A 2213-nucleotide genomic window follows, 5' to 3' on the forward strand; every position below is an offset into this window, starting at 1 on the left:
CATGTAGGTGCGGAACATGGGCACGTCGAAGCAATACTGGCTCTGTACGAATTGCGCGCCGGCGGCGATCTTCTTGCCCAGCCGGTGCGGGCGGAAGTCGATCGGCGGCGCGAACGGATTGATCGCAGCACCCAGGAAAAGCTGTGGCGGCGTCGTCAGCTTGCGGCCGGACAGGAACTTGCCGTTGTCGCGCATGATGCGGCAGGTTTCCAGGAGCGACATGCAGTCGAGGTCGAACACCGGTTTGGCGCCGGGCTGGTCTCCGGCCTGGACGCCGTCACCTGTCAGGCACAGCATGTTGGCGACGCCCATCGCAGCCCCGCCCAGTACGTCGCCCTGGATGGCGATGCGGTTCTTGTCGCGGCAGGCGATCTGCATGATCGGCGCATAGCCCATGCGGGTCAAAAGTGCGCAGATGCCGACCGAGGACATGTGGCAGTTGGCGCCCGATGCATCGACGGCGTTGATGGCGTCGACCCAGCCGTCGAAGATTTTCGCCCTGTTGTAGACGTCTTCCGGATCGGCGCTGTCGGGCGGGTTGAGCTCCGTCGTCACAGCGAACTCGCCGCGCCGCAGTACGCGCTCCAGCCGACCGCGCGAGGTGTGGCCGGGCAGGGGTTCGAGCGGCAGGTGGATGCCGGCCGGGTTTTCGTCGCGCTGGCGGCCGATCATGCCGACGCCCCGGTGCTGGCCGCCTCATTCTTGGCGGCAGCGGCGGCTTCGCGCGCGGTGGCCGCCTGCGCGGTCACCCGCAGCCAGGCCGAGGTTTCACGCAGCGACTGGTCGACCGGCTTCTGCACGGTCAGGATCCTGTCGCTGTGCACCATGTTCTGCGAGCCTTCCCAGGCCTTGACCCAGACGCAGGGCATATCGGGCTCGACCTCGCAATTGCCGTTGGCGCGGACACCGCCGCAAGGGCCGTTGCGCAATTGCTTGGGGCAGTTCATTGGACACGACATGCCTGTCGAGGACAAGATGCACTGGCCGCACATGCGGCAGTCGAACATGAAGCCCTTGACGCGCTTCTCGACAAATTTGATCGGCCCTTCGACACGGCCATAGCCTATGCCTTTCCATAAGGGATGGAGGAGCAGGAACATGTCGGCGAATTTGGCGTAGAACCATTCGAGTAATCGCGAGTGCCGCACCGACCATAATCTGACCGCGAAGGAACGCTGCACGCGCCGCTGCGGCGATACGTCGGCCGGCTTGTAGTCGGATTTCGGCGCTGCCTTCTTGACCAGAGTGGCCTGGGTAACAGCCGGCCTCTCCTTGGCAGGAATGGTTTCAGACATTTTCTTTGCCGCCCGCCTTGACCAGAGCGACCAGCCGCTCGCGGTCATATCTCGTGTCGATGTCGTTGAATGCCTTCTCGACTTCGGCTTCGAGGTCGTCGCCGACCGGAATGGGATCGGCTTTGCGCCATTCGGCCAGATAGTCGTCTGTACCGCCGGCGCCGGTGCGCATGGCGCACATGTCGATCGCCTCGGTAAAGCGCAGCGGCAGTTCGCGCTTGGCGTTCTGCCGGCCCTTCTTGACGATCACCTGGGCAGGGATGTCGCGCCAGTAGACGACGATCAGATCGGCCATGAATTCTCACTCCTCGAACTATCGAGCATTGCCGCAAGCGCAGTGGTGCCGCTTGTTATGGGACGACGCGCGCGCATTCAAAAGCGACGCATTTCGATGTCGTAAAATGAAAGGTGGGTTTATTCGTTTGCGGCGTGTGCCGGCGCCCGGTCCAGCGCGTCGGAAACGCTGGCGCGCAGTATGCCGTCCAGGACGAAAAACGCGCTACCAGATGCCAGTTCTGAGGCCCGTCCAGACGTAGAACCAGATCGTCGGATGATACCAGAGTTTCGAAGGCAGGCCGGGATCGATCGTCGTGAGTTTTCCAGCCAGTGCATCGCTGACAGCCTCGACGCAGATGTCGCGCGAGAACGCCGTCTGGCGTAGCGCGTGACTTGAGATGGTGTCGCCTTTTTTCGATCTGCCGCGCGCCTGCTTCAGCACGCCACCAGTGTCGACGCCAGCGTCGACGAGGTGGACAGTCGTGCCGAAATTCTCCGCATCGCCTGATACCAGAGCCCAATAGCCGCCATTCATGCCGCGATATTTCGGCGTGATGCCCGCATGGTAGTTGAGCACCGGGCAGGGCATTTTGCTCAGCATCTCAGCCGAGATTAGTCGGCAACCGTTGAGCAGCACAACGC

General features: G+C 62.7%; 4 protein-coding genes. All 4 read right to left on the reverse strand.

The features are described from left to right. Nucleotides 1-672 (reverse strand): methylenetetrahydrofolate reductase (locus EN991_RS33185; RefSeq protein ID WP_164769558.1); only part of this gene is annotated, 672 nt, incomplete at its 3' end. Beyond that, nucleotides 669-1295 (reverse strand): methylenetetrahydrofolate reductase C-terminal domain-containing protein, encoded by a 627-nt coding sequence (locus EN991_RS33190; RefSeq protein WP_013531169.1) that lies wholly within the window; start codon nucleotides 1293-1295, stop codon nucleotides 669-671. The genes EN991_RS33185 and EN991_RS33190, both read right to left, overlap by 4 nt. Further along, complete coding sequence (locus EN991_RS33195) at nucleotides 1288-1590, reverse strand: virulence factor (protein WP_013531170.1); 303 nt, start codon at nucleotides 1588-1590, stop codon at nucleotides 1288-1290. The genes EN991_RS33190 and EN991_RS33195 overlap by 8 nt, the downstream gene beginning before the upstream one ends. A gap of 204 nt (nucleotides 1591-1794) precedes the next feature. Then, nucleotides 1795-2213: formyl transferase (locus tag EN991_RS33200; RefSeq protein WP_245461143.1), on the reverse strand; the 419-nt coding region annotated here is incomplete at its 5' end.

Origin of the sequence: Mesorhizobium sp. M7A.F.Ca.US.005.03.2.1 (genome assembly GCF_003997795.1) — a bacterium.
Taxonomy (GTDB): Bacteria; Pseudomonadota; Alphaproteobacteria; order Rhizobiales; family Rhizobiaceae; genus Mesorhizobium; species Mesorhizobium ciceri.

Coding starts and splice junctions, on each gene's coding strand:
- EN991_RS33195 (WP_013531170.1), bottom strand. CDS start 1,590: ATGGCCGATCTGATCGTCGTCTACTGGCGCGACATCCCTGCCCAGGTG.
- EN991_RS33190 (WP_013531169.1), bottom strand. CDS start 1,295: ATGTCTGAAACCATTCCTGCCAAGGAGAGGCCGGCTGTTACCCAGGCC.